Genomic DNA, 22,806 nt, shown 5'->3' with positions numbered 1-22,806 from the left:
TTCCGCTTCCGGCGAGCGAGAGGCGTGGTCGTGGCGTTCGAAGTGACCGACGGCGGGCGCGGCGACTGGTCCGTGCTCCTCGTCTCCGGCGAACTGGACCTGATGACCTCGCCGGTCCTGCGCCGGCGGGTCCACGATGTGGTGGCCGACGGTCAGCACAGTCTCGTCCTGGACCTCTCCGAAGTTCTGTTCTGCGACTCCACCGGCGTCGGCGTCCTCATCGGGTCCCGCCAGTTGATCCGGTCCTGCCGTGGCCGGCTCCGGCTGATCCTGCCGGCCCGGGGCGCGGTGGAGGGTTCGCACGTCAACCGGGTGCTCGGGGCGCTGGGGGTGCGCCGCCTCTTCGAGGTGTTCCCCGACGTGATGGCGGCGACCGACGAGCGGGCCGAGCCCCTCGCCGTGTGACGCCGTTGTTTCGGATTTCCCCCGGCCTTGGCACAACCGACGTTTTCCCGCTTCTCGCCCGCTCCGGCGTCGTACGCTCCGTGCGAGGACACCCCACCGGACGTAAGGCGGCCCGAAGAACATGGTCAGCAGCGAGTACGAGCGCAGGATCGCCGCCCGCTTCGCCGTCTTCGACCAGGACGGCAACGGCTTCATCGACCGCGAGGACTTCAGCGGGGCGGCCAAGGCGCTGCTCGCGGAGTTCGGCACGGCGGCCCGCTCCGACAAGGGGCAGGCGCTCTACATCGGCGCCGAGGCGTTCTGGCAGGGCCTGGCGGGGATCGCGGACCGGGACGGCGACCAGCTCATCTCCCGCGAGGAGTTCGTGAACGGCGCGGTCAAGCGGCTGCGGGACAACCCCGAGCGGTTCGCCGAGATCGGCCGCCCCTTCCTGCACGCGACCCTCGACGTGGCGGACCCCGACGGCGACGGTTCGGCCACCGTCGAGGACACCGTGCGGGTGCTCGGCGCGCTGGGCGTGCCGCACGAGGTCGCCGTGACGGCCGCCTCGACCCTCGACACGGACGGCGACGGCAAGGTCGGCGAGGCGGAGATCGTCTCCGCGTTCGCCCGCTACTTCACCGTGCCGGAGTAGTCCCCGTACTCTCCGCCGGTCCCGAATAGCGCTCCCGCAGCCGGTACTTGAGCACCTTGCGCAGGGTGTCGTTGCGCGGCAGGGCGTCCACCACCTCGAGCCGCTCCGGCAGCTTGTGCACGGACAGTCCTGCCGCGCGCAGGTACGACGTCACCGCCGCCAGGGTCAACACCGGTTCCGCGGGCGCCTGTTCGGCCGCCTCTACGACGGCGCAGACGAGTTCCCCGCGCTCGGCGTCCGGCAGGCCGACGACGGCCACGTCCGCGACCGCCGGGTGCCGGTGCAGCAACTCCTCTATCTCCTTCGCCGAGATGTTCTCCCCCTTGCGGATGATCACGTCCTTGAGCCGGCCGGTGAGGACCAGATGGCCGCTCGCGGTGACGTCGCCCAGGTCACCGGTGCGCAGGAACCCCTCCGCGTCGAACGCCTCCGCCGTCTGCGCCGGATCCAGGTACCCCTGGCACACGGCCTCCCCGCGCAGCCGTACCTCCCCGTCGACGATCCGTATCTCCATGCCCTCCGGCGGCCGTCCCTCGGTCGTCGCGAGGTTCTCGGCCGTGTCGTCCGGCGCACCCATGGTGATCATCGGCACCTCGGTCATGCCGTAGCCGTGGGTGAGCTGTACGCCCATCTCCCGTACGACGCTGTGGTAGAGGTCGGGCGGCTTGGGCGCCCCGCCGCCGGCGAGCAGCCGGAGCGTCGGGATCACCTTCTCGCCGGGCCGCCGGCGCTGTTCGGCGAGGAACATCGAGTAGAAGGCGGTGGAGCCGCCGGCCACCGTCACGCCGTGCCTGCGGTAGCCCTCCAGGGCGTCGGGGAGCGCGAAGTGCTCGAACAGCACGGCGGGGAAGCCGTAGAGCAGCAGCATCACCGTGTAGTCGGGGCCGGCGATGTGCGCGTAGGGGAAGGCCATCGAGCCCACGTCGGCCGCGGTGAGCCGCAGTGCGTGGGCGAGGCAGGAGCCGCCCGCGATCAGCGAACGGTCCGTGTGCAGGACGCCCTTGGGGTCGGAGGTGGTGCCGGAGGTCCAGTAGATCCAGCGCACCGAGGTGCCTTCGGCGGGCGGCGCGGGCAGTACGGCCGGGTCGCCGTCGGGGAGGCCCTCGTCGTCGTAGACCTCGAAGACGCCCTTGGCGCCGAGCCGTTGGGCCATCGCCGGGTGGTCGAAGCCGCGCCAGGTGCCCGGGACGGCGAAGTACTCGGCCTTGGACTCCCGTAGCGCGAAGCCGACTTCGCGGTCCCGGTAGAAGGGGATGACCGGTGTCTGTACGGCGCCCAGGCGGGCCAGCGCGAAGGAGAGCAGGGCGGTCTCGATCCGGGTGGGCAGCTGCCAGGCGACGACCGTGCCGGGGCGTACGCCCATGCCGTACAGGCCGGCCGCGACGCGTTCGGCACGGTCGCGCAACTGCCCGAAGGTCAGCACCCGTTCGTCCTGGAGGAGGACCGGGCGGTCGGGGGTGCGGGCGGCCCGGCGGGCGGCCAGCTCCCAGAGGGTGCGGGACGCGCTCAGTGCGTGGGCGGTGTCGTTCACGGCGGCTGCCCCCAGCTCTCCCGGCAACCAGCTGACGGTACGTCAGATGGTGGGCAGAGCGTAGGGCTCGGCGCCTTGTCGGTCCATAGGCGCGGGACTAGCCTGCTTACGGGCTCGTATCTGACGGGCCATCAGATAACGTGCCACCGGGTGCGTACGCCGGACGGAGCGGAACATGACCGAACTGCCCCGCATCATCAGCGTCGACGACCATGTCATCGAACCCGCGCACCTCTTCGAGACCTGGCTGCCGAAGAAGTACCGCGACCGCGGCCCGCAGGCACTGACCGCCGGCATCGGCGAACTCGCCTACGTCGGCGGCAAGTACCAGATCACCATGGACCCGGACGGGCCGCCCACCGACTGGTGGATCTACGAGGACCTCAAGTTCCCGTACAAGCGCAACATCGCCGCCGTCGGCTTCGACCGCGACGAGATGACCCTGGAGGGCATCACCCGCGAGCAGATGCGTCCCGGCTGCTGGGACCCGGCCGAGCGGCTCAGGGACATGGACCTCAACCACGTCGAGGGCTCGCTCTGCTTCCCGACCTTCCCGCGCTTCTGCGGGCAGACCTTCGCCGAGGCGCACGACAAGGAGGTCGCGCTCGCCTGTGTGCGCGCCTACAACGACTGGATGGTCGAGGAGTGGTGCGGGGACAGCGGCGGCCGTCTCATCCCGCTCTGCCTGATCCCGCTGTGGGACGTGCGGCTCGCGGTCGCCGAGATCCGGCGGAACGCGGCGCGCGGGGTGCGGGCCGTCACCTTCTCCGAGATCCCCACCCATCTCGGGCTGCCCTCCATCCACTCCGGGCACTGGGACCCGTTCTTCGCGGTCTGCCAGGAGACCGGGACGGTCGTCAACATGCACATCGGCAGCAGCTCCCAGATGCCGGCCGCCTCCCCCGACGCCCCGCCCGCCGTCCAGGCCTCGCTCTCCTTCAACAACGCGATGGCCTCGATGATGGACTTCCTGTTCAGCGGAGTCCTGGTGAAGTTCCCCCGGCTCAAACTGGCCTACTCCGAGGGGCAGATGGGCTGGATCCCGTACGCCCTGGAGCGCGCCGACGACGTCTGGGAGGAGCACCGCGCCTGGGGCGGGGTGCGCGACCTGGTCCCGGAGCCGCCCTCGACGTACTACTACCGGCAGATGTTCTGCTGCTTCTTCCGAGACCGGCACGGCGTCGCCTCCCTCGACGCCGTCGGCCGCGACAACGCCACCTTCGAGACCGACTACCCGCACGTCGACTCGACCTTCCCGCACACGAAGGAAGTCGCCCTCGACCATGTGAAGGGCCTCGACGACGAGACCGTCTACAAGCTGATGCGCGGCAACGCGATCCGCATGCTGGGCCTGGACCTCGACCGCTGATGGACCTCTCGTACACGCCCGAGGAGGAGGAGTACCGCGCCCGGCTCGGCGAGTGGCTGGCCAAGACGCTCCCCGCGCTGCCCGCGCGACCCTCCCCCGACGACTGGCCCGCCCGGCGCGCGTACGACCTCGGCTGGCAGCGGCTGCTCCACGACGCCGGATACGCCGACGTCCACTGGGACGCCTCGCCGACCGTCCGGCTGATCTTCCTGGAGGAGACCGAGAAGGCCGGCGCCCCCTACGTGGGCGCCAACTTCGTCGGGCTGCTGCACGCCGGGCCGACGATCGCCGCCGAGGGGACGCCCGAGCAGCGGGCCCGCTGGCTGCCGCCGGTGCTGCGCGGCGACGAGGTGTGGTGCCAGGGCTTCAGCGAACCCGACGCGGGCTCCGACCTCGCGGCGCTGCGCACCCGCGCGCGGCGCGACGGCGACGACTACGTGGTGAGCGGCTCCAAGATCTGGACCTCGCACGCCGAAGTCGCCGACTGGTGCGAGCTGTTGGTCCGCACCGACCCCGAGGCGCCCAAGCACCGCGGCATCAGCTGGCTGGCCATGCCGATGGACGCGCCGGGCATCACCGTACGGCCGCTGCGGACGCTCGCCGGGTCGGCCGAGTTCGCCGAGGTCTTCCTCGACGAGGTGCGGGTGCCGGCCGCCAACCGGGTCGGGGAGGAGAACGACGGCTGGCGCGTCACCATGGTCACCCTCTCCTTCGAGCGCGGCACCGCCTTCGTCGGCGAGGTCGTCGCCTGCCGTCGCGTCCTGCGCGAAGTGGCCGCCGAGGCACGGCGGAACGGCCGCTGGGACGACCCTGCCCTGCGCCGTCGGCTCGGCAGGCTCGACGCCGGGTTCCGCGCGCTGTGGCGGCTCACCCAGTGGAACGTGAGCGCCGCCGAGAGGGACGGCGGGGTGCCGGGGGTGGGCGGTTCGGTCTTCAAACTGGCCTACTCGCACGCCCGTCAGGAGCTGTACGACACCGCGGCCGACGTCCTGGGCCCCGACTCCCTGGACCTGGACCGCCCTTGGGTGCTGGAGCGCCTCTCCTCCCTCTCCTACACCATCGCCGCCGGCACCTCGCAGATTCAGCGGAACATCGTGGCCGAGCGCGTCCTCGGCCTGCCGAAAGGGCGGTGACCCCTCGTATGCGATTCCAACTCACGGGCGACCAGCGGGCGTTGCGCGACGGCGTACGAGAGGTGCTGGGCCGGCACTTCGACGCCGGGGCGCTGCGGGCGGCGGTGGACCGGCCCGGCCTCGACCGGACGCTCTGGCGGGAGCTGGGGCGGGCCGGGTTCTTCGCGCTACGGCTGCCGGAGGCGGCGGGCGGGGTCGGACTCGGGCTGCCCGAGGCGGTGTTGGCGTTCGAGGAGGCGGGCCGGGTGCTGCTGCCCGGCCCGCTCGTGGCCACCCACCTCGCGGCGGGCACCGTGCCGGGAGCGGCCGAGGGCGAGACGGTGGTGGCGGCCGTCGACGGCGTCCTCGTGGAGTGGCTGGCGGCGGCCGACGTCGTCCTCGGCGAGCCTGCGGACGCCGTGGCGCTGCGCTCGGCGGACCCGCTGACCCCCCTGCACCGGGTGTCCCGGGCGGCCCCGGCCGACCCGGTGACCGTGCTGCTGACCGCCGCGGAACAGCTCGGCACCGCCGGGCGGAACTGCGAGCTGGCCGTGCAACACGCCCGGACGCGCGAGCAGTTCGGCCGCCCGATCGGGGCCTTCCAGGCCGTCAAGCATCTGTGCGCGCAGCTCCTGGTGCGGACCGAGGTGGCGCGCGTCGCCGTGTACGCGGCGGCCGTCACCGCGGACCCGGCGGACATCGCGGCGGCCCGGCTGCTCGCCGACGAGGCCGCCGTCCAGGGCGCCCGCGACTGTCTCCAGGTGCACGGCGGCATGGGTTTCACCTGGGAGTCCGAGGTCCACCTGCACCTCAAACGGGCCTGGACCCGGGCCCGGCGCGGCGGCGGCGGAACGGACGCCGAGGAGCTGCTCGCGGCGGAGCTGGCGGCTGCCGCGGGGTGAGCCCGGTGCCGGGCCGTGGGGCCGGTGGGACAGCCGGGGCGGATGTCGTTGATCGTGGCGGCACGGCGTCACGGAGCGTGGGTATCGAGTTGTGTCGCAGACGTGACTTGTCACAGCCCGGAGTCGGTGTCGGCTCCGGTACCTTGGGTGCGATGCGAGGGGTTCAGCGTACGAGCCATGCCGGAGCGGCCTCCACAGCGGCTCCGGATCAGGCGGTGCGCTCCGCCGCTCGCCGGGCGGAACGCCTTTGTGGCGCCGCTCGTTCGACTCCCCCCGATGAGCGTCGCACAGTATGCCGCACGCGTACTCCTTCGCGCTGGAATATGCCCGAAGCGCTTGTTGAGGTGACGGTACGTCAACCATGCTGTGGCGTAAGGGAATCACGTTCCGTGACTCTTGCTCTGGCTGTTGTTCTGGCCATGCAGAAAATGGCTACGATCGTGGCCCTCGTGAGGCGCGAGGCTATGTGTCCGCCGGTTCGGATGGTGTGAGCGGTGCAGGTGCTTCAAGTGCAGCTGGAGATCCGACCCGACCCCGCGGAGGCGGGGCGGGCCCGGCGGTGGGCCCGTTCCCGGCTCGCCGGCTTCGGGATAGGGCCCGACGAACCGCTCGCGGAGACGTTGCTCCTCCTCGTCTCCGAACTCGTCACCAACGCCGTGGTGCACACCGGTTGTCCGGCCCTGCTGCGGCTCTCCCTGCCCGGCGCGGCGGACGAGGCGGTGACCGTCCGCCTGGAGGTGACCGACGGCAGCTGCCGCGCTCCGGTGCCCCGTTGGGTCGACGGTGAGCAGACGGGGGGCCGCGGGCTGGCGCTGGTCGACGGCCTCGCCGACCGCTGGGGCTGGACCCGTGAGGGCACCGGGAAGCGCGTCTGGTGCGAGCTGGACCGCTGCTCGGAGCCGCGGGAGGTCCCGGCGCCCTTCGGTGACGGCGTCTCGACGTACGAGGGCTTCGCCTACGAAGTCGTCTGACCCCTCCTGCCTGCCCTGACCGCCCCACCTGCCCTGCCTGTCCTGCCCGTCCGCTCCGTCGGACGACCGGGGCGGTGCGCCGGGGTCTGCTTCCGTGCGCGCCCCCGGGAGAATCAGGACGAACGCGGCAAACCCCCCGTCCGGGCGTTGACGGCAGGTCACCGTCTGGTCACGCTGGTGGTCAGCGATTCGCCGCGAGGGGACGACGCGGGCTCCGGTGACGGGAGCCCTCGGCGAGTGCGGGTCGTGATTCGGCGTCGGTTCCCTCACGGGCGGGGGAAGGCGGGGCGGCTGCGCCGGAGCCGGACGGCGGCGCGCGGTGCCGTGCTCGGGGCGGGCGTCGCGCGCCGCCGTCCGGCCTTTGCCCGGCCCTCGTCAAACCGGACTCGCCCTACAGGACGGCGATCGGGGCCACCGGGGTTCCCGTCCCGCCGGTGAAAGGTTCGGGCATCGCCGAGAGCAGGAACGCGTAGCGGCCTTCTTGTCCACAGGCTGTGGACAACTCTTCGAGATTCCAGTTCTGGCCCTGGAGCATGCCCATCTCGACCAGGTGGAGCGCGTGCACCGGCAGCCACAGGTCGTCGATCTCCGGCGGGAAGATCTCGAAGGTGAGGGTGTCGTTGGCGACCGCCGCCACGTCGCGCGCGTGGAACCACTCCGGTGTGCGCAGGGAGAGCCCCGGCGACGGATAGCCGTAGCCGTGCTTGTCACCGGCGAGGAGAAGCTGGATCTGCCCGGTCCGTACGAGCACGATGTCGCCGGCGCGCACCGTGGTGCCGGCCAGTTCCTCGGCCGCCTCCAGGTCCTCCGGCGTCACCGCGTGCCCGCCCGCCAGCCGGTCCACCCCGCGTGCGCGTGCCACGTCGAGGAGCACCCCGCGCGAGACGACGTGCCGGGCCTTGTCGATGCCGCTGAACTCGGCGCCGCCGTGCGGGGTGACGGAGTCGGCGGGGCGGCCGTTGTAGAGCCTCCCGGAGTGCGAGACGTGGGGCAGCGCGTCCCAGTGGGTCGCGGCCTGGAGTCCCATCGTCACGGCGTCGTCGCTGCACGCCACCGTCCCGGGGCCGAAGATCTCCTGGTTGATCTGGACCATGGTGTGCAGGGGGTTGATCCGCCCCGGGATCAACCCGGTCTGCACGCCGTCCTGCTGGAGGGGGAGGGCGAGCGGCACCCGGCGCCCGCTGCGGACGGTCGCCGCGGCCTGCCGTACCACCTCGTCGGTGATCAGGTTGAGGGTGCCGATCTCGTCGTCCGGCCCCCAACGGCCCCAGTTGTTCACGCGCTTGGCGATGTCGTGGAACTCCGGGCGAAGTGTCGGCTCTGACATCGGTCCTCCGCGGGGCTTGTCTCCGGGCAGCTGACGGGTCGTAGAATCCGAGAAGGAATCTAACGGACCGTCAGATACTGCGGGAGGGGCCGGGCGTGGGGAACTTCTTGGCGGGCAAGGTCGTCGCCGTGACGGGCGCGGGCCGGGGGATAGGCCGGGCGGTCGCCCTGCTGGCGGCGGCCGAGGGCGCCCGGGTCGTCGTCAACGACTACGGGGTCGCGACGGACGGCGCCTCGCCGACGAGCGAGGTCGCCGAGGCCGTCGTCAAGGAGATCGGGGCGGCCGGCGGGGAAGCGGTGGCGGTGGCCGACGACATCTCCACCATGGCGGGCGGGCAGCGCGTCGTCGACGTGGCGCTGGAGTCGTACGGGCGGCTCGACGGTGTGGTCTGCGTGGCCGGCATCCTGCGCGAGCGGATGCTGTTCAACATGGGCGAGGAGGAGTGGGATCCGGTCCTCGCGACGCACCTCAAGGGCACCTTCACGGTGTTCCGGGCGGCCTCGGCGGTGATGCGGAGGCAGCGGACGGGCACGCTGATCGGCTTCACCAGCGGCAACCACCAGGGCTCGGTCTCCCAGGCCAACTACAGCGCGGCCAAGGGCGGCATCATCTCGCTGGTCCGCAGCGCGGCGCTGGGCCTGCACAAGTACGGCGTGACGGCGAACGCGGTGGCGCCCGTCGCCCGGACCCGGATGTCGGCGAACGTCCCGATGGAGCTGACGGAGATCGGCGAACCGGAGGACGTGGCCGCGTTCGTGGTCTACCTGCTCTCCGACCGGGCCCGGGAGCAGGAGGTGACCGGGCAGGTCTACACGGTGGCCGGCCCGAAGATCGCGGTGTGGGCCCAGCCGAGGGAGCTGCGGGCCGGATACGCCGACGGCGGCTGGACGCCGGAACGGATCGCGGAGTTCCTGCCCGCGACGGTCGGCGTGGACCCGATGCCGATGCTGGGGCGGCTGCGCGAGATGGAGCGGGCCGCACGGGACGGCGAACGGCCCAACGCCTGACCGTACGACCGTGGTTGAGGGACCCAGAGGGTGTTCGCGAGGGAAGGGGGAGCCGATGGACTTTGGATTCGGTGCCGAGGACGAAGGCTTTCGGGCCGAGGCCCGGGCGTGGCTCTCCGCACACGCCGAGGCCGGGCTGGAACGGCGCGACTGGGAACGGACGCTCGGCAAGGACGGCTGGATCGGCCTCGGCTGGCCCGCCTCCGGCTACGGCAACCGCAGCGTCACCCTCACCCAGCAGGTCGTCTGGGCCGAGGAGTACGCGCGCTCCCCGGCGCCGGCCCGGTCCGGCCACATCGGGGAGAACCTGCTGGCCCCGACCCTGATCGCACACGGGACGGACGAGCAGAAGACACGCTTCCTGCCGCCGGTCGCGGCCGGGGACGAACTGTGGTGCCAGGGGTACAGCGAGCCGGGCGCGGGCTCCGATCTCGCCGGGGTGCGGACGGCCGCCGTACGGGACACGGACGGCACCTACCGGATCACCGGGCAGAAGATCTGGACGTCGCTCGCCCACGAGGCGGACTGGTGTTTCGTGCTGGCGCGGACCGAGGCGGGGTCGCGGCACCACCACGGGCTGGGCTTCCTGCTGGTGCCGATGGACCAGCCGGGGCGGGTGGAGGTCCGGCCGATCCGGCAGCTGACCGGCACGAGCGAGTTCAACGAGGTGTTCTTCGACGGGGCCCGCGCCCGGGCGGAGCACCTCGTGGGGGGCGAGGGCGGCGGCTGGAAGGTCGCGATGAGCCTGCTCGGCTTCGAACGCGGGGTGTCGACGCTGGCCCAGCAGATCGGTTTCGCGGCGGAGTTGGGGCGTGTGGTGGAGACGGCGGTGGCGACCGGTGCGGTGCGTGATCCGGTGCTGCGCGACCGACTGGTGCGGCAGTGGGCGGAGTTGCGCACCATGCGCTGGAACGCGCTCCGCACGCTGGGGAGTTCGGGGGTGGCCGGGGCGCCGAGCGTGACGAAGCTGCTGTGGGGCGGCTGGCATCAGCGGCTCGGCGAGTTGGCGACGCAGGTGCGCGGCGCGGCGGCGGCGGTCGGTCCGGCCGACTGGACCGCGCGGGCGCCGTACGAACTCGACGTGTCGCAGCACCTGTTCCTGTTCTCCCGGGCCGACACGATCTACGGCGGCTCGGACCAGGTGCAGCGCACGATCATCGCCGAGCGGGTGCTCGGTCTGCCCAGAGAGCCCAGAGAGCCCAGAGAGCCCAGAGAGCCCAAGAGATAAGGGAGTTGGCCGTGGCGCGTGGCGTGGTCTTCGACGGCGGGCGGATCGAGGTCGTGGACGACCTGGAGGTGCGGGAACCGGGGCCCGGCGAGGTGCGGGTCGATATCTCGGCGGCCGGGCTCTGCCACAGCGATCTCTCCGTGGTGGACGGCACCATCCCCTTCCCGGTTCCGGTGGTGCTGGGCCACGAGGGCGCAGGGGTGGTGGAGTCGGTCGGCGCGGGCGTCACCCATGTCGCGCCCGGCGACCCTGTGGCGCTCTCCACCCTCGCCAACTGCGGTACGTGCGCGGAGTGCGACCGGGGCCGGCCCACGATGTGCCGGCAGGCGATCGGGCGGCCGGGGCAGCCCTTCTCGCGCGAGGGCCGGCCGGTGTACCAGTTCGCGTCCAACTCCGCTTTCGCCGAACGGACCGTGGTCAAGGCGGTGCAGGCCGTCCGCATCCCCGACGACATCCCGATGCCGTCGGCCGCGCTGATCGGGTGCGGGGTCCTGACGGGGGTCGGGGCCGTGCTGAACCGGGCGCGGGTGGACCGCGGGGAGAGCGTGGTCGTGATCGGCACCGGCGGGATCGGCCTCAACGTCCTCCAGGGCGCCCGGCTGGCGGGCGCCCTGCGGATCGTGGCCGTCGACTCGAACCCCGAGAAGGAGGCGGTGGCCCGGCAGTTCGGGGCGACGGACTTCCTCACCTCCACGGACGGCGTACGGGACCTGCTGCCGACCGGCGCGGACCACGCCTTCGAGTGCGTCGGCCGCGTCGAGCTGATCCGCCAGGCGATCGACCTCCTCGACCGGCACGGCCAGGCCGTCCTCCTCGGCGTCCCGCCCGCCACGGCCGAGGCGTCCTTCCTCGTCTCCTCGATGTACCTGGACAAGTCCGTCCTCGGCTGCCGCTACGGCTCCTCCCGCCCCCAGCGCGACATCGCGCTCTACGCTCGGCTCTACCGCGAGGGCCGCCTGCTCCTCGACGAACTGGTCACCCGGACCTACCCGGTCGAGGAGTTCGAGAAGGCGGCGGCGGACGCGGCGGCGGGGCGGGTGGCGCGGGGAGTCCTGACGTTCTGACCCGCGGAGCCCCCGAGCGGGTCGGCGGTCGTGCGGAAGGTGCGGCGGTAGGCGGTGGGGGTGACGCCGAGCACCGACTGAAGGTGCTGGCGCATCGACTGGGCGGTGCCGAAACCCGCCTCCGCGGCCACCTGGTCGACGGAGAGGCCGGTGGACTCCAGGAGGTGCCGGGCGCGCTCCACGCGCTGCTGGGTGAGCCACTGGCCGGGGCTGACGCCGACCTCCTCGCGGAAGCGGCGGGTGAAGGTGCGCACGGACATCGCCTCCCGTTCCGCCATGTCCCGCAGCTGGACCGGCTCGTGCAGGCGGCCGAGCGCCCAGGCGCGGGCGGCGGCCGTGGTCGCCTGCCGGGGGTCGGGGACCGGGCGGTGGACGTACTGCGCCTGGCCGCCGTCGCGGTGCGGCGGTACGACGGTGCGGCGGGCCACGTCGTTGGCGACGGCGGTGCCGTGGTCGCGGCGCACCATGTGCAGGCACAGGTCGATGCCGGCCGCGACGCCCGCGGAGGTGAGGATGGAGCCGTCGTCGATGAAGAGCACGTCCGCGTCGACCCGGACGGCGGGGAAGAGCCGCTGGAAACGCTCGGCCTCGGCCCAGTGCGTGGTGGCCGGGCGGCCGTCGAGATGGCCGGCGGCGGCGAGGACGTAGGCACCGGTGCAGATGGAGGCGAGACGGGTGCCGGGGCGGATGTGGGCGAGGGCGGCGGCGAGTTCGTCGGTCAGGACGCCCTTCTCGAAGACCGGGCCCAGCTCGTAGGAGGCCGGCACGATCACCGTGTCGGCGGTGGCCAGCGCCTCCGGGCCGTGCGGCACGTGGACGGCGAAGTCGGCGTCCGTCTCGACCGGGCCGGGCGCCCGGACCGAGCAGGTGACGACCTCGTACAGCGGGCGTCCCCCGGCGTCCTTGGGGCGGCCGAAGATGCGGTGCGGGATGCCCAGTTCGAAGGGGAGGAGACCGTCGAGGGCGAGGACGACGACGCGGTGCGGCCGGGGCTCGGGATCGTCCTGCGGACGCGCGGGGGACAGCGACTCACGGCTCATGGCCCGATCCTAGCGAACACTGTCCTTCGGGCCAGTGGTCGGGCGGGACCGGGAGACCGGATGCTTTATGGCGTGACCCAGACAACCGAAGCCGCCGCGGACGGGGCACCCGCCCCCGGCGCGCGGACATCCGGCGCCGCCCGCACGGACCGCCCGCGGTGGCGCCGGACGACGCCGCACCGCGCCTGGTTCGTCGCCGCCGTCACCTTCGTGACGATCATCGGCGCGGCGGCCTTCCGCTCCCTGCCCGGCCTGCTCATCGATCCGTTGCACCAGGAGTTCGGCTGGTCCCGCGGCACGGTCGGGGCCGCGGTCTCCGTCAACCTCGCCCTCTACGGACTGACGGCGCCCTTCGCGGCGGCGCTGATGGACCGGTTCGGCATCCGCCGGGTGGTCGCGGTCGCGCTGACCGTCATCGCGCTCGGCTCGGGCCTGACCGTGTGGATGACGGCGGCCTGGCAACTGATGCTGTACTGGGGCCTGTTGGTGGGTCTCGGCTCCGGCTCGATGGCCCTCGCGTTCGCCGCGACCGTCACCAACCGCTGGTTCACCGAGCGCAAGGGCCTGGTCACCGGCATCCTCACCGCGGCCTCGGCGTCGGGCCAGCTGATCTTCCTGCCGGCGCTGTCCTGGCTCGTCGAGGGGCACGGCTGGCGTCCGGCGGCGGTCACGGTCTCCCTCGCCGCCCTCGTGGTCGTCCCCTTCGTCTGGCTGCTGCTGCGCGACCATCCGGCCGACGTGGGCGTGAAGCCGTACGGCGCGACCGTGTTCGTACCGAAGCCGGCACCGGTCACGGGCGCGGCCCGGCGCACCGTGGGCGTCCTGGCCAAGGCGGTCCGCACCGGCCCCTTCTGGCTGCTGGCCGGCACCTTCGCGATCTGCGGCGCCTCGACCAACGGCCTGGTCCAGACCCACTTCGTGCCCGCCGCCCACGACCACGGCATGCCCATCACGGCGGCGGCCTCACTGCTCGCGGTGATCGGGGTGTTCGACGTGGTCGGCACGGTGGCCTCCGGCTGGTTCACCGACCGCTTCGAACCGCGCCGCCTGCTCGCCGTCTACTACGCCCTGCGCGGCGTCTCCCTGCTCTTCCTCCCGATGCTCCTCGCCCCCACCGTCCATCCGCCGATGCTCTTCTTCATCGTCTTCTACGGCCTCGACTGGGTCGCCACGGTGCCGCCCACCCTCGCCCTCTGCCGCGAGCAGTACGGCGAGGACAGCGCCATCGTCTTCGGCTGGGTCCTCGCCTCGCACCAGATCGGCGCGGCCCTGGTCGCCTTCCTCGGCGGGGTGGCCCGCGACGCGTTCGGCTCGTACGACATGGTCTGGTACACGTCGGGGGCGCTCTGCGCGGCGGCGGCCCTGATGGCGCTGGTGATACGCCGGCGGCCGGTCGCCGGGGTGCTCGGCGCGCCGGTCTAGAGGAAGCGGCCGTTGTGGAACAACAGGGGCGGGGTGTCCGGGGCGTTGGTGCCCAGGGCGGTCACCCGGCCGACCACGATCAGGTGGTCGCCGCCGGTGTGGACGGCGTGCACGGCGCAGTCGATCCAGGCGAGGGCCTCGGCCAGCCGGGGGGCGCCGGAGACGGGCGCCCGGTCGTACCCGACGCCCGCGAACTTGTCCGTGCCGCTGCGGGCGAAGCCCCGGCACAACTCGCCCTGGTGCGCGCCGAGGACGTTGACGCAGAAGGCGCCCGCGCGAGCGATGCGCGGCCAGGTCGTGGAGGTCCGGCCGACCATGAAGGCGACGAGCGGCGGGTCGAGGGAGAGGGAGGAGAAGGACTGGCAGGCGAAGCCGGCCGGGCCGGTCCCGCCGTCGGCGGCCGGGGCGGTGATCACGGTCACGCCGGTCGCGAAGGACCCCAGCACGCGCCGGAACTCCGCCGGCTCGACCGGCGCCCGCTCGTCGTCCCCGACACACCGCAACTCCGGTCGGGGGAGCGCCTCCACGGGCCGCGCGACCGGTGGTCCCTGCGCCGACCTGAGGTAGCGGACCGCCGCTGCCGCCATTCCCGCGTGTCCCATCACACTCCTCATTGAAGCTGACGGAACGTCAGATAGGAAGGGCTCACCGTCCCCGGTACTCCGCGCTCCGTCGTTCCGTGAAACTCGCCACGCCCTCCTGGGCGTCCCGGGTGGTCATGTTGATCTCCTGGGCCGCCGCCTCCGCCGCGAAGGCGGCGGCGCGGTCGCTCTCCAGGGATGCGTTGAGGAGTTGTTTGGCCAGGGCGAGGGCGCGGGTCGGGCCGGTGGCCAGGCGCTGTGCCCACGCGCGGGCCGTCTTCTCCAACTCCCCGTCCGGAACGGTCCGGTTGACGAGTCCCAGGCGCTCCGCGTCCGCCGCGCCGAGCGTGTCCCCGAAGAACATCAGCTCCTTCGCGCGGTGGGGGCCGACCAGGCGGGGGAGGAGGTACGCGCCGCCGCCGTCCGGTACCAGCCCGCGCCGTACGAAGGCCTCGACGAACGTGGCCGATTCGGCGGCCAGGACCAGGTCGCAGGCGAACGCCAGGTGCGCGCCGATGCCCGCCGCCGTGCCGTTCACGGCGGCGATCACCGGCTTCTCGCAGTCCAGGACGGCGGCGATCAGGCGTTGGGCGCCCTCGCGGATCATCCGGCTGACATCGCCGGGGACCCGCTCGCCCGTGACGGTCGCGCCGCCCCGCAGGTCCGCGCCCGCGCAGAAGCCCCGGCCCGTACCCGTCAGGACGACCGCCCGTACGGCCGGGTCGGCCGACGCCCGGTGCAACAGGCCGATGACGACGTCCCGTTGGGCGGGGGTGATGGCGTTCAGCGCCTCGGGGCGGTTGAGGGTGATGCGCGAGACGTGTGCCTCGGTCGTGTGCAGAACCAGGGTGTCGGCCATGTCAGCGGCACACCGCCAGCGCGTCCAGGGCCACCGCGCCCTGTCCCCGTTCCAGCACCATCAGCGGGTTGATGTCCAGCTCGGAGAGGACGTCGCCCAGCTCCATCGCCATGCGCTGCACCCGCAGGACCACCTCCACCAGCGCGTCCAGGTCGGCCGGCGGGCGTCCCCGTACCCCGTCCAGCAGGGCCCGGCCGCGCAGCTCCGCGAGCATGGAGCGGGCGGCGTCCTCGCCGAAGGGCGGTACCCGTACGGCCGCGTCCCGCAACACCTCCACCAGCACTCCGCCCAGGCCGACGGTCACCGTCGGCCCGAACAGCTCGTCCTGGGTGACGCCGACGACCATCTCGACGCCCCGTTCGACCATCTGGCAGACCAGCACGCCGTCCAGCGCGACCTCCTCGTAGCGGGCGATGTCTGTCAACTCCCGGTAAGCGTCACGGACTTGACTGGCCGAGGTCAGGTTGACCTTGACCAGGCCGAGTTCGGTCTTGTGGGCGATGCGGGCGCCGGACGCCTTCATCACCACGGGGTAGCCCACCAGGCCCGCCGCCCGTACGGCCGCCGCCGCGCTGGTCACCAGCTGCTCGCGCGGCACCCGGATGCCGTAAGCCCGCAGGAGCTGTTTGGCCGCGTGCTCGCTCAGCTGCTGGCCGGGGCGCATCAGGGCCTGGGCCTTGCGGTAGGAGGGGGAGAGGGTGCGCGGGGCCTCGTCGAAGGGGGAGCGGTAGGCGCGGACGAAGCGGTGGTGGTCGAAGTAGGCGCGCAGCGCGGTGATGCAGTTGCCCACCGTGCGGAAGGTGGCGACCCGGGAGGAGCCCAACAGGACGTCGCGGTAGGCCGGTTCGGTGCCCACCGGTGAGCCCCACACCACGCACACCAGCTTGTCCGTGTGCTCGGCCGCGTCCACCAGGTCCTGGACGAGTCTGTCGCTGAGCGGGGGGAACGGGCCGGTGACGGGGCAGACCAGGACGCCGACCTCGGGGTCGTCGAGGATCGCGTCGATGATCTTCCGGCCGCGCCAGTCGCCCACCGGGTGACCGCCGTTGTCCACGGGGTTGGCCACGCTCAGGTACGGGGGGATCCACTCGTGCAGTGCGGCCTGCCGGGCCGGTGAGAGCGAGGGGAGCCGCAGACCGGCCTCGGTGGCGAGGTCGGCGAAGTGGGCGCCGGTGCCGCCGGAGATCGAGTAGACCACCACGCCCTCGGCGCGTGGAGCGCGGGCCCGCGCCAACAGGGCGGCGGCGTCCTGGAGTTCGTCGAGGGCGTCGACGCGGATCACGCCGTACTGGCGCATCGCCGCGTCCACCACCGTGTCCGCGCCGGTGAGTTTGCCGGTGTGGGTGGCGGCGGTGCGGGCGCCGGTCTCGGTGCGGCCCACCTTGACGGCGACGACGGGCACCCCGCGCCGGGCGGCCCGGTCGGCGGCGAGGAGGAAGGCGCGGCCGTCCTTGAGGCCCTCCACGTAGCAGGCGATGGCACCGACCTCGGGGCGCTCGGCGAAGTAGGAGATGAAGTCGGCGGTCTCCAGGTCCGCCTCGTTGCCGGTCGGGGCCCAGTGCGAGAGGCGGATGCCGAGCTGCTGCGCGGCGAAGACCGGCCTGCCCTGGTGCCCGGACTGGGTGATCAGGGCGATCGCCGGGCCGGTGAGGTCCTGCCGGAACTCCTCGAAGGCGTTCAGGTTGGTGTTGGGTCCGAGCAGGCGCAGCCCGGACCGGCCCACGGCCGCCGCGAGCCGTGCCTGCGCGAGGGCGCCCCGCTCGCCCGTCTCGGCGAACCCGGAGGCGAAGGCGACCGCGAACCTCACCTTGGCGTCCGCGAGTTGGCTGATCACCGGCAACGGGTCGGCGATCAGCAGGACGGCGAGGTCGACCTGCTCGGGCAGCTCGGCGACGGACCGGTGGCAGGGGATGCCGAACACCGTCTCGCGGGTGGGATGCACCGGGTGCAGCCGCGCCCCGACCCGCTCGGCCCAGGCGACGATCTGCCGGGTGATGCCGGTGTTGGGGCGGCCCTCGGTGTCCGAGGCGCCGACGACGGCGACGGACTCGGGCCGGAAGAAGCGGTCCAGGTCGGGCACGCCGGCGTAGAGCGGACGGCCGCCGACGTCGAGATCGCCTACGTCGGCCGGCCGGCCGTGGACGGCGGGTCCGGGTTGCTCACCGCAGGCGATGACCCGGGCCCGGCGGGAGTCGGTGGTGAGGGTGCCGTGGGTTGATCCAAGCATCGGTCCGCCCGTTCCCGTGTGACAGCACAACAGTTCCTGACGCCCTGTCAGATTACTGAACTGACGGAGCGTCAGGAACACTTGTGCACGCAAAGAACGGGCGGACCCGTCGCGCGGGACCTGTTCCCGGGACGCGGTCCCCCTACGCCCCGCTCTTCCCGTCCGCCTTCCTGATCACCCTCGCCACGGTCCTCGCGATCCGCTCCGCGTCGATGCGCAGTTCGCGGAACATGCCGCTGATGGGGTTGGTGAAGCCGGTGAAGTAGAGGCCGGGCGCGTCCTTGGGGGCGCGGGCGCCGTGCACGACCGGCCGGCCGCGCGCGTCCAGCACTCCGAGGTGACCGACGAGCCCCTCCAGGGCGCGGACGTATCCGGTGGCCGCGACGACCACGTCCGGGCCGACGCGGGTGCCGTCGGCCAGCACCACCTTGCCGTCCTCGAAACCCTCCACGGCGGCCACCACCTCCACCCGCCCCTTGCGTACGGCGTCGATCAGGCCGACGTCCTGCACGGGGACCGCGCCCTCTCTGACCCTGCTGTAGAGGCCGGTGTCCGGCCGGGGCAGCCCGTGCGCGGAGAGGTCGGGCACGCTCAGCCTGGCCATCGGCCCGGCGAGCCGGTCGACCAGGCCGACCGGCAGCCGTCGTACGAGAATGCCCGTGTACTGGGCCGCCCAGCCCGCCGTGGACCGGCGGACGATGTGCGGGGCGGTGCGGACCGAGAGGCGGACCCGGGAGGCGCCGCCCTCCACGAGGTCCACGGCGATCTCGGCGCCGGTGTTGCCGACGCCGACGACCAGCACGTCCCGGCCCGCGTAGGGGGCCGCGTCGCGGTACTCGCCCGCGTGCAGGAACTCGCCGGTGTAGCCGGTGCGGCCGGGCCAGTCGGGTATCCGGGGGGTGTGGTTGTAGCCGGTGGCGACGACGACCGCGCGCCCGGTCAGCTCACGGCCGCCGGTGGCGTGCAGCAGCCAGCCGGAGCCGTCGGCGGTCCGCTCGATCCGGGAGACCTCGACGCCGGTGACGATCTCCAGTTCGTGCACCTCGGCGTACTTCTCCAGGTAGCGCACCACGTCGTCCCGCTTCACCCACCGCCCGAACCGGCGCGGCATCGACAGCCCGGGCAGCGCCGAGAGCCGCCGGGTGGTGTGCAGGCGCAACCGGTCGTAGTGGCGCCGCCAGGACGCGCCGACCTGGTCGGACTTCTCCAGGACGACGGCCCGGACACCCCGGGCGCGCAGCGCGGACGCGACGGCGAGGCCGCCGGGGCCGCCCCCGATGACGTACACGGGTCGGTCTGCGGGGTTCTGCGCGGCGGTGTCCGCGGACGCTGTGGAGTCGGCCATGAGCGCGAGCGTAATCACGCACCGGGTTGATGGGTCTCAGTCAAGCCCGGAATCGGTTGCGGATTGATCACGGGTGAGGAGAGGCGGCTCGCACCGGTGACGTAGGCGTGCTACTTCCCGGCGCGGTAGCCGGTGACCTCGGCGATCCACGTTATGAAGTCGCCCGGGTCGGTGTTGGAGCCGTGGCCCTCGTCCCAGTAGTAGAGGTGGTTCACGTCGTCGCCCAGCCCGGCAGCGGCGGCGGCGAGGTTCGCGGAGACCGTCAGCGCGGTGTCGGTGTCCTTGGTGCCGAGCCGGATCCACCAGTGCTTGGAGCGGCCCTGGTTCTTCAGCGCGAGGTGGTGCATCGGGTTCATCAGGTCGAGCTTGGCGGGGAGGTCGCCCGCCACCCGCTTGGTGCTCAGCCCGGTGGAGTCGTTCTTCGCGCCGTACGCCGTGAAGTGGCGGGCCAGGGTCGTGCCCGCGCCGAACTCGTTGTTCTCGCCGGCCGACAGGTCGAAGGCGTCGAAGGCCGGGGCGGTCTTCTTCCGGGCGCCGACGTGGGCGAGGTAGTCGGACCAGGTGAAGGTGGCCCGGCCGGCGGACCAGGTGATGAAGGGGTTGGCGGTCAGGTAGGCCGTACGGTCGGCGGCCGAGAGTGCGGCCAGGTACCGGGTGGCCGACGGCCGGATATAGGTCTCCAGCAGGTAGTCGTCCAGGTTGCGGGCGGTGAGCGTGCCGAAGCGGTTCAGGCCGCGCAACTTCAACGACGCCTGGTATTCGGCGAATTGAGCTCGCAGCGCCTTGGAGACCGACTGGTCCACGACCTTGCCGGTGGACTGGGTGACGGTGCCGCCCCAGTTCCACTCGTAGGCGCCGTCGGCGTGCTCCAGGTCGGTGATCGGGCACCAGGCGCCGGTCGCGAAGACCGCGTCGGAGGCGTCGGCGGCGCCCAGTTCCCTGAGGTAGGAGTCGTAGGCCGGGCTGTCGCCGGACGCGCCGAGCAGCGAGGAGAGGGCGCCGCCCGCGCTGGTGCCCGCCGAGACGATCCTGTCGGTGTCACCGGGGATGCGGCCCTTGTTGGCCCGCACGTACCGCACCGCCGCCTTCAGGTCGACGATCGCGGCCGGGGCGGTGCCGTAGTAGTCGCCGGCGGAGTTCTTCAGGGTCCGGCCGCGGGCGCCGGGCTCGACGACGACGTACCCGGCGGCCAGGGCGAGCAGCTGGTTGGTGTCGAGGGCGCCCCCGGTGCCGTTGGTGGCGCCCGTGGCGCCGGAGGCCGAGGCGCTGGGCGCGGGGCTGCCGGACGGGGCGCCGCTGGAGGCCGCGCCGCCGCCCATGGCGCCGCTGCCGCCGCCGATGCCGGTGGCGTCCGCGACGGAGGAGGGCATGTAGCCGCCGACGGAGTTGGCGAAGAGGATCGGCGCGTCCGTGGCGTCCACGGCCCTGCCGTCGATCTCGACCGGCACGCTGACATTGAGCGACTGGTAGGCGGCGTCGACCGGCTTGGCGACGTAGGTGATCGCCTTCCAGAAGTGGTACGTCACGGAGTGGTCGGCGCCGTCCGTGTCCGTGACCGTCGTCGTCAGCTTCGTGTAACTGTCCGGGTCGAAGACCAGGCCGTCCGCGGGGGACGCGGCCTTCGTGGAGGTCCCGTCGCTCGCCGCACGCGCGCTGAGAGCGAGGCCGCCGGCCGCCGCGACCCCGGCACCCGCGCCGATCCCCATGACGACCGTCCTGCGCTTCACTGCCCTGTGCTTCACCGTGCTGCCTCTTCCGCTGTTCCGGCTCCCTGACCTTGCGACGGCGAACGTATTCGGCGGCTGACAAAATCGTCAACAATCTGCCGCGCATTCATGGCGGACCCACAGAGACCCGGGCGGCGCACAGGAAATTCCTGGGCCCCTCTCGGCTTTCCCTCACTTCTGACGTACCGTCAGATTCGTGGACGCGATCTGGCTCAGTGGAGCGGAATGGCTGGCCGTGCTGCGCATAGGGCTCGGTCTGTGGTGGCTGGAGAGCTGGCGCCACAAGGACAAGAAGGCCTGGTTCGAACGCGGTTCGGGCATCAAGTGGGCGGCGGACATCGCCGCCGAGCACCGCTGGAGCGCCGTACGCTCCGGCTTCGACACCGTCGTCGCGCCCCGCCCGCGCACGATGGCGTACGTCGTCGCCTACGCCGAACTCGCCCTGGGACTCGGCCTGATCGCCGGCTTCCTCACCCCGGTCGCCCTGGTCGCCGGAGCGCTCCTCAACCTCGTCTACTTCACGCTCATGATCCACGACTGGGCCGAGCAGGGGCAGAACTCGATGATGGCGCTGATCTCGCTGGTCGCCCTCTTCGCCATGGCCTGGCAGACCTGGTCCCTGGACAGCGCCCTGGGCCTGTTCTGATGGGCGGACGGCGGTGACCGGCGGCGCGCGGTCCGACCTGCCCGAGGCGGACGCCTTCACCCGGACGTACTGGGCGGCGGCGGCCGAGGGCCGGCTGCTGGTGCGGCGGTGCGCGGAGTGCGGGCGCGCCCACCACTACCCCCGCGAGTTCTGCCCGCACTGCTGGAGCACCTCCGTCACCTGGGAGACCGCGAGCGGGCGCGCCACGCTGTACACCTGGTCCGTCGTCCACCGCAACGATCTGCCGCCCTTCGACGAGCGGGTCCCCTACGTCGCAGCCGTCGTCGACCTCGCCGAGGGGCCCCGGATGATGACGGAGGTCGTGGGCGGCGCGCACGCCCTGCGGGCCGGGATGGAGCTGGCGGTGGCGTTCCGGGACGGGGTGCCGGTGTTCCGCGTCCCGTCCGCCCCGGGCGCGGGTGCGGGGGCGGGCGCGAGCGCGAGCGCGAGCGCTGAGAGTCGGCCGGACCCGACCGCGGGACGTTGACCGGAGCCGATCGCGAAGGAGCGGTCCGGCCGGGCCCGGGCGTGGAGTATCGGTCGGCCGGACCCGATCGCGGGCGGCTTGCTTCAATGGAGTGATGGCCCACATACGCGAGCGGTCCCTCACCCACCCCGTCCCGGAGCTCCGCGGTCACGGACTGCTGCTGCGCCCCTGGGACGCCGGCTCCGACGCCGAGGTGGCGGAGTGGCTGCGCGGAGTCTCCGACCCCGGCTTCCAGCAGTGGAACACCCCGCTCAACCCGGTCACCGACCTGGCCGGAGCCCGCGGCTCGCTGCGCGCCCGCGCCGAGAACGCGGCCAACGGCCTCAGCGCCTCGTTCCGGGTCACGGACGCGTCGAGCGGCAGGACCCTCGGCCACATCGGCGTCAACGAGATCGACCGCACCTTCCGCGTCGCCCGCGTCGGCTACTGGACCCTCCCCGAGGCCCGCGGCCGGCGCGTCGCCACCCGCGCCCTCGTCCTCGCCGCCCACTGGGCCCTGACCGGGCTGGGTCTGCACCGCCTCGAACTGGGCCATGCCCTCGGCCACGACGCCTCCTGCCACATCGCCGAACAGTGCGGATTCCGCGCCGAGGGGACCCTGCGGGGCGCGATGTTCGAGGCGGGCCGACTGGACGCGTTCCGCGACGTCCACCTGCACGGCCGGCTGGCGACCGACCCGGCGGTGGACCTCAAGTGACCGCTCCCGTCTGGTACTTCACCGAGGACCTGGACGACTTCCTGCTCCGCGCCGGTGACTTCCTGCGCTCCCGGCCCGCGCTGCACACGGTCCCGCTGACGGTGACCAGGGCGCTGCGGGACCGCGGCACGCGTCTCTACGGGGACGCGGCGCCCGTGTTCGGCGTACTGGAACGGGACGGCGCCGTACGCGCGGCCCGCCACCGCGGCTTCTCCCCGTCGGGGA

The 22,806-nt window shown here is 72.7% G+C and carries 21 protein-coding genes and 1 pseudogene; 14 read left to right on the top strand and 8 right to left on the bottom strand.

Annotated elements, in window-relative coordinates:
• The first annotated feature begins 24 nt into the window (after positions 1-24).
• Positions 25-405 carry an STAS domain-containing protein gene (locus ABZT12_RS13485; protein WP_356382177.1) on the top strand — a complete coding sequence of 127 codons (381 nt, stop codon included), beginning with the start codon at positions 25-27 and terminating at the stop codon, positions 403-405.
• A gap of 121 nt (positions 406-526) precedes the next feature.
• Positions 527-1,039 carry an EF-hand domain-containing protein gene (locus ABZT12_RS13480; RefSeq protein WP_356382173.1) on the top strand — a complete coding sequence of 171 codons (513 nt, stop codon included), beginning with the start codon at positions 527-529 and terminating at the stop codon, positions 1,037-1,039.
• Here ABZT12_RS13480 and ABZT12_RS13475 read toward each other — a convergent pair.
• Positions 1,023-2,570: an AMP-binding protein gene (locus tag ABZT12_RS13475; protein WP_356382369.1), complete on the bottom strand. Its 1,548-nt coding sequence runs from the start codon at positions 2,568-2,570 to the stop codon at positions 1,023-1,025. The two genes, ABZT12_RS13480 and ABZT12_RS13475, sit on opposite strands and share 17 nt — an antisense overlap.
• A gap of 175 nt (positions 2,571-2,745) precedes the next feature.
• Here ABZT12_RS13475 and ABZT12_RS13470 point away from each other — a divergent pair, with 175 nt between their 5' ends.
• From ABZT12_RS13470 to ABZT12_RS13455, 4 genes are all read left to right on the top strand, one after another.
• Complete coding sequence (locus tag ABZT12_RS13470; protein ID WP_356382170.1) at positions 2,746-3,939, top strand: amidohydrolase family protein; 1,194 nt, start codon at positions 2,746-2,748, stop codon at positions 3,937-3,939.
• Positions 3,939-5,072, top strand: a complete 1,134-nt coding sequence (locus ABZT12_RS13465) for an acyl-CoA dehydrogenase family protein (RefSeq protein WP_356382167.1) — start codon at positions 3,939-3,941, stop codon at positions 5,070-5,072. Before ABZT12_RS13470 ends, ABZT12_RS13465 begins: the two co-directional genes overlap by 1 nt.
• 8 nt (positions 5,073-5,080) lie before the next feature.
• A complete protein-coding gene (locus tag ABZT12_RS13460; RefSeq protein ID WP_356382164.1) occupies positions 5,081-5,953 on the top strand; it encodes an acyl-CoA dehydrogenase family protein in 873 nt (290 codons plus the stop codon).
• Positions 5,954-6,447: 494 nt separating this feature from the next.
• The gene (locus ABZT12_RS13455) at positions 6,448-6,924 is read left to right on the top strand and encodes an ATP-binding protein (protein ID WP_356382161.1); all 477 of its coding nucleotides are present in this window, start codon (positions 6,448-6,450) and stop codon (positions 6,922-6,924) included.
• Positions 6,925-7,315: 391 nt separating this feature from the next.
• Here ABZT12_RS13455 and ABZT12_RS13450 read toward each other — a convergent pair whose 3' ends face one another.
• Positions 7,316-8,251, bottom strand: a complete 936-nt coding sequence (locus tag ABZT12_RS13450; protein ID WP_356382158.1) for a cyclase family protein — start codon at positions 8,249-8,251, stop codon at positions 7,316-7,318.
• 95 nt (positions 8,252-8,346) lie between these two features.
• Here ABZT12_RS13450 and ABZT12_RS13445 point away from each other — a divergent pair, with 95 nt between their 5' ends.
• Genes ABZT12_RS13445 through ABZT12_RS13435 form a run of 3 tightly spaced genes read left to right on the top strand, consistent with a single transcriptional unit; the run spans position 8,347 to position 11,550 of the window.
• Entirely contained in the window at positions 8,347-9,258 is a 912-nt protein-coding gene (locus ABZT12_RS13445; RefSeq protein ID WP_356382155.1) for an SDR family NAD(P)-dependent oxidoreductase, read from the top strand.
• Between the two features lie 55 nt (positions 9,259-9,313).
• Positions 9,314-10,486, top strand: coding sequence for an acyl-CoA dehydrogenase family protein (locus ABZT12_RS13440; RefSeq protein WP_356382152.1), 1,173 nt, complete (start codon positions 9,314-9,316; stop codon positions 10,484-10,486).
• Between the two features lie 11 nt (positions 10,487-10,497).
• Positions 10,498-11,550 (top strand): Zn-dependent alcohol dehydrogenase, encoded by a 1,053-nt coding sequence (locus tag ABZT12_RS13435; protein WP_356382149.1) that lies wholly within the window; start codon positions 10,498-10,500, stop codon positions 11,548-11,550.
• Here ABZT12_RS13435 and ABZT12_RS13430 read toward each other — a convergent pair.
• Positions 11,472-12,590 carry a helix-turn-helix domain-containing protein gene (locus tag ABZT12_RS13430; protein WP_356382146.1) on the bottom strand — a complete coding sequence of 373 codons (1,119 nt, stop codon included), beginning with the start codon at positions 12,588-12,590 and terminating at the stop codon, positions 11,472-11,474. The genes ABZT12_RS13435 and ABZT12_RS13430 overlap by 79 nt on opposite strands.
• Positions 12,591-12,650: 60 nt before the next feature.
• Between ABZT12_RS13430 and ABZT12_RS13425 the strand changes: the two genes are divergently transcribed.
• Complete coding sequence (locus ABZT12_RS13425) at positions 12,651-14,012, top strand: MFS transporter (RefSeq protein WP_356382143.1); 1,362 nt, start codon at positions 12,651-12,653, stop codon at positions 14,010-14,012.
• Here ABZT12_RS13425 and ABZT12_RS13420 read toward each other — a convergent pair.
• The 5 genes from ABZT12_RS13420 to ABZT12_RS13400 form a co-directional block, all read right to left on the bottom strand.
• Positions 14,009-14,599 carry a flavin reductase family protein gene (locus ABZT12_RS13420; protein WP_356382366.1) on the bottom strand — a complete coding sequence of 197 codons (591 nt, stop codon included), beginning with the start codon at positions 14,597-14,599 and terminating at the stop codon, positions 14,009-14,011. The two genes, ABZT12_RS13425 and ABZT12_RS13420, sit on opposite strands and share 4 nt — an antisense overlap.
• A 58-nt stretch (positions 14,600-14,657) precedes the next feature.
• Positions 14,658-15,452, bottom strand: coding sequence for an enoyl-CoA hydratase-related protein (locus ABZT12_RS13415; protein WP_356382139.1), 795 nt, complete (start codon positions 15,450-15,452; stop codon positions 14,658-14,660).
• 1 nt (position 15,453) lies between these two features.
• Positions 15,454-17,679, bottom strand: coding sequence for an acetate--CoA ligase family protein (locus ABZT12_RS13410; protein WP_356382136.1), 2,226 nt, complete (start codon positions 17,677-17,679; stop codon positions 15,454-15,456).
• 142 nt (positions 17,680-17,821) lie between these two features.
• Positions 17,822-19,024 carry an NAD(P)/FAD-dependent oxidoreductase gene (locus ABZT12_RS13405; RefSeq protein WP_356382133.1) on the bottom strand — a complete coding sequence of 401 codons (1,203 nt, stop codon included), beginning with the start codon at positions 19,022-19,024 and terminating at the stop codon, positions 17,822-17,824.
• 110 nt (positions 19,025-19,134) lie between these two features.
• Positions 19,135-20,730, bottom strand: a complete 1,596-nt coding sequence (locus ABZT12_RS13400; RefSeq protein WP_356382363.1) for a subtype B tannase — start codon at positions 20,728-20,730, stop codon at positions 19,135-19,137.
• 217 nt (positions 20,731-20,947) lie between these two features.
• Here ABZT12_RS13400 and ABZT12_RS13395 point away from each other — a divergent pair, with 217 nt between their 5' ends.
• The 4 genes and pseudogenes from ABZT12_RS13395 to ABZT12_RS13380 all read left to right on the top strand — a co-directional run.
• A complete protein-coding gene (locus ABZT12_RS13395; protein ID WP_356382130.1) occupies positions 20,948-21,397 on the top strand; it encodes a DoxX family membrane protein in 450 nt (149 codons plus the stop codon).
• Between the two features lie 13 nt (positions 21,398-21,410).
• Positions 21,411-21,884 carry an OB-fold domain-containing protein gene (locus tag ABZT12_RS13390; RefSeq protein ID WP_356382127.1) on the top strand — a complete coding sequence of 158 codons (474 nt, stop codon included), beginning with the start codon at positions 21,411-21,413 and terminating at the stop codon, positions 21,882-21,884.
• 94 nt (positions 21,885-21,978) lie between these two features.
• The gene (locus ABZT12_RS13385; RefSeq protein WP_356382124.1) at positions 21,979-22,581 is read left to right on the top strand and encodes a GNAT family N-acetyltransferase; all 603 of its coding nucleotides are present in this window, start codon (positions 21,979-21,981) and stop codon (positions 22,579-22,581) included.
• Positions 22,578-22,778, top strand: a pseudogene (locus ABZT12_RS13380) (GNAT family N-acetyltransferase); the annotation flags it as partial. The gene ABZT12_RS13385 and the pseudogene ABZT12_RS13380, both read left to right, overlap by 4 nt.
• Between the last annotated feature and the right edge of the window lie 28 nt (positions 22,779-22,806).

The organism is Streptomyces sp. NPDC005423 (genome assembly GCF_040606415.1).
In the GTDB taxonomy this organism is placed as follows: Bacteria; Actinomycetota; Actinomycetes; order Streptomycetales; family Streptomycetaceae; genus Streptomyces.
The sequence above is the reverse complement of the archived record's forward strand: the minus strand, read 5'-3'. Positions and strand labels throughout refer to the sequence as shown.

Bases quoted from the DNA above. Each gene is read 5' to 3' on its own strand.
- ABZT12_RS13470 (WP_356382170.1), top strand. From the start codon at position 2,746: ATGACCGAACTGCCCCGCATCATCAGCGTCGACGACCATGTCATCGAA.
- ABZT12_RS13385 (WP_356382124.1), top strand. From the start codon at position 21,979: ATGGCCCACATACGCGAGCGGTCCCTCACCCACCCCGTCCCGGAGCTC.
- ABZT12_RS13480 (WP_356382173.1), top strand. From the start codon at position 527: ATGGTCAGCAGCGAGTACGAGCGCAGGATCGCCGCCCGCTTCGCCGTC.
- ABZT12_RS13460 (WP_356382164.1), top strand. From the start codon at position 5,081: ATGCGATTCCAACTCACGGGCGACCAGCGGGCGTTGCGCGACGGCGTA.
- ABZT12_RS13400 (WP_356382363.1), bottom strand. From the start codon at position 20,730: ATGGGGATCGGCGCGGGTGCCGGGGTCGCGGCGGCCGGCGGCCTCGCT.
- ABZT12_RS13405 (WP_356382133.1), bottom strand. From the start codon at position 19,024: ATGGCCGACTCCACAGCGTCCGCGGACACCGCCGCGCAGAACCCCGCA.
- ABZT12_RS13465 (WP_356382167.1), top strand. From the start codon at position 3,939: ATGGACCTCTCGTACACGCCCGAGGAGGAGGAGTACCGCGCCCGGCTC.
- ABZT12_RS13420 (WP_356382366.1), bottom strand. From the start codon at position 14,599: ATGGCGGCAGCGGCGGTCCGCTACCTCAGGTCGGCGCAGGGACCACCG.
- ABZT12_RS13440 (WP_356382152.1), top strand. From the start codon at position 9,314: ATGGACTTTGGATTCGGTGCCGAGGACGAAGGCTTTCGGGCCGAGGCC.
- ABZT12_RS13430 (WP_356382146.1), bottom strand. From the start codon at position 12,590: ATGAGCCGTGAGTCGCTGTCCCCCGCGCGTCCGCAGGACGATCCCGAG.
- ABZT12_RS13425 (WP_356382143.1), top strand. From the start codon at position 12,651: ATGCTTTATGGCGTGACCCAGACAACCGAAGCCGCCGCGGACGGGGCA.
- ABZT12_RS13415 (WP_356382139.1), bottom strand. From the start codon at position 15,452: ATGGCCGACACCCTGGTTCTGCACACGACCGAGGCACACGTCTCGCGC.
- ABZT12_RS13410 (WP_356382136.1), bottom strand. From the start codon at position 17,679: ATGCTTGGATCAACCCACGGCACCCTCACCACCGACTCCCGCCGGGCC.
- ABZT12_RS13450 (WP_356382158.1), bottom strand. From the start codon at position 8,251: ATGTCAGAGCCGACACTTCGCCCGGAGTTCCACGACATCGCCAAGCGC.